This is a genomic window from Polaromonas sp. P1_G4 (assembly GCF_056405475.1).
Map to the genome: position 1 here is coordinate 1 of NZ_JBFUCA010000699.1, position 1,750 is coordinate 1,750.

Genomic DNA, 1,750 nt, shown 5'->3' on the forward strand with positions numbered 1-1,750 from the left:
GCGCTGGCCAGCGAATTGCTGATGGCCGGCGAACGCATAGGCGCGCGCCGACTGCACGATTTTGGCCTGGTGAACCGCGTTGCGGCCCCGGGTGAGGCCTTGGCCCAAGCGCTTGAACTGGCCGAAAACCTGAATGCGCGCGCGCCCAATGCGCTGGCCAGCATCAAGGAACTCATCAACGACGCAGCCGGCAGCACGCTGACCGAGCAGCTCACCCACGAACGTGATCACTTCGTGCGCAACCTGCACGACGCCAACGCGGGTGAAGGCATAGACGCCTTCCTGAACAAGCGCACGCCGCACTACCGCTAGGCGGCAGGCAGCCAGTCGCGGGCTGCCCAACCGACAATCCAGGCCTCCGGCCGGGCGACACCCATGCGACAGCCCACTGGCGCCGGGCGGGTCCCTCAAGCGACAATGGTCGTCTTGTTAGTCACTCAAAAGACAGACCATGGACGATCCCATTCTTACGATAGAGGAACGAGAGGCCATTAACAATGGCCGCTGGTTTTCATCCCTGTCCCCATCCCTGAGGCACGACATACTCCGATGCGCCTACGTCAAACGCTACAAAGACGGCGAACTCATCAGCGCGCGCGGCGACGTGCCCGAGGAATGGATCTCTTGCGCACGTGGGGCCATTCGTGTCAGCTCGACCTCGATTTCGGGCAAGCAGGTCACGCTGACCTATGTGGAGCCCGGCCTTTGGGTCGGCGATGTGGCGATCTTCGACGGAGAGCGGCGTACCCACGACTCCTATGCCCATGGCGAGACCACCTTGCTGTGTGTCTCGCGCGCCGATCTGCGCAAGATCCTGAGCCAGCATGTCGAACTCTACGAGGCCCTGTTGCGCCTGCATGCACGGCGCATACGGCAGCTCTTCGGTCTGGTGGAAGACCTCRACACCCTGCCCTTGCGGGCGCGGCTGGCCAAGCAGCTGCTGCACCTGGTGCGCAGCTACGGTGTGCCCAGCCTGGCGGACAGCGGCGAGGTGCGAATCGGCCTGCAGCTGGCACAAGAGGAATTGGCGCAACTGCTGGGCGCCTCGCGCCAGCGCGTCAACCAGGAGCTCAAATCCATGGAGCGCGAAGAAGCCATCCGGATCGAGCCGGGAGGCCTGGTGGTGCGCAACCGCACAACCCTGATGCGCATCTCTGAAGCTGAAATTGACAAATAAACAGAGACAACACGTTTGAGCATGAGCAATTTCGATCACTTTGTCGGTACACGGGCTGTTTCGGGTGCGCACGCTTTTGATCTCGAAGCCCTTGCCGCTTATCTCGACAAGCACCTGCCTGGCTTCCAGGGCCCGCTGACCGCGGAAATCTTCAAGGGCGGCCAGTCCAACCCGACGTACAAGTTGATCACACCCACCGCTTCTTATGTGATGCGCGCCAAGCCGGGACCGGTGGCCAAATTGCTGCCGTCGGCCCATGCGGTGGAGCGCGAATTCAAGGTCATGCAGGGGCTGCACGGCACCGACGTGCCGGTACCCAGGATGTATTGCCTCTGCGAGGACGAATCCGTGATCGGCCGCGCTTTCTATGTAATGGAATTCGTCGAAGGCCGCGTGCTATGGGACCAGTCACTTCCCGGCATGACCAGCGCCCAGCGCGGGGATATCTACAACGAGATGAACCGCGTGGTCGCCGCACTGCACAAGGTGAAGTTTACCGAGCGGGGCCTGGCCGACTACGGCAAGCCCGGCAACTACTTTGAACGCCAGATCGGCCGCTGGAGCAAGCAGTAC

Annotated in this window: 3 protein-coding genes; all 3 read left to right on the forward strand. The window is 62.2% G+C overall.

Features of this window, described 5'->3' with window-relative positions:
* On the forward strand, positions 1–312 hold a 312-nt coding region (locus tag AC1D1X_RS22375), incomplete at its 5' end, for an enoyl-CoA hydratase-related protein (RefSeq protein WP_477699229.1).
* A 139-nt stretch (positions 313–451) separates the two neighbouring features.
* Positions 452–1,177, forward strand: coding sequence for a Crp/Fnr family transcriptional regulator (locus AC1D1X_RS22380; protein WP_477699230.1), 726 nt, complete (start codon positions 452–454; stop codon positions 1,175–1,177).
* Positions 1,178–1,198: 21 nt separating this feature from the next.
* The coding region (locus tag AC1D1X_RS22385) for a phosphotransferase (RefSeq protein WP_477699231.1) at positions 1,199–1,750 on the forward strand (552 nt) is incomplete at its 3' end.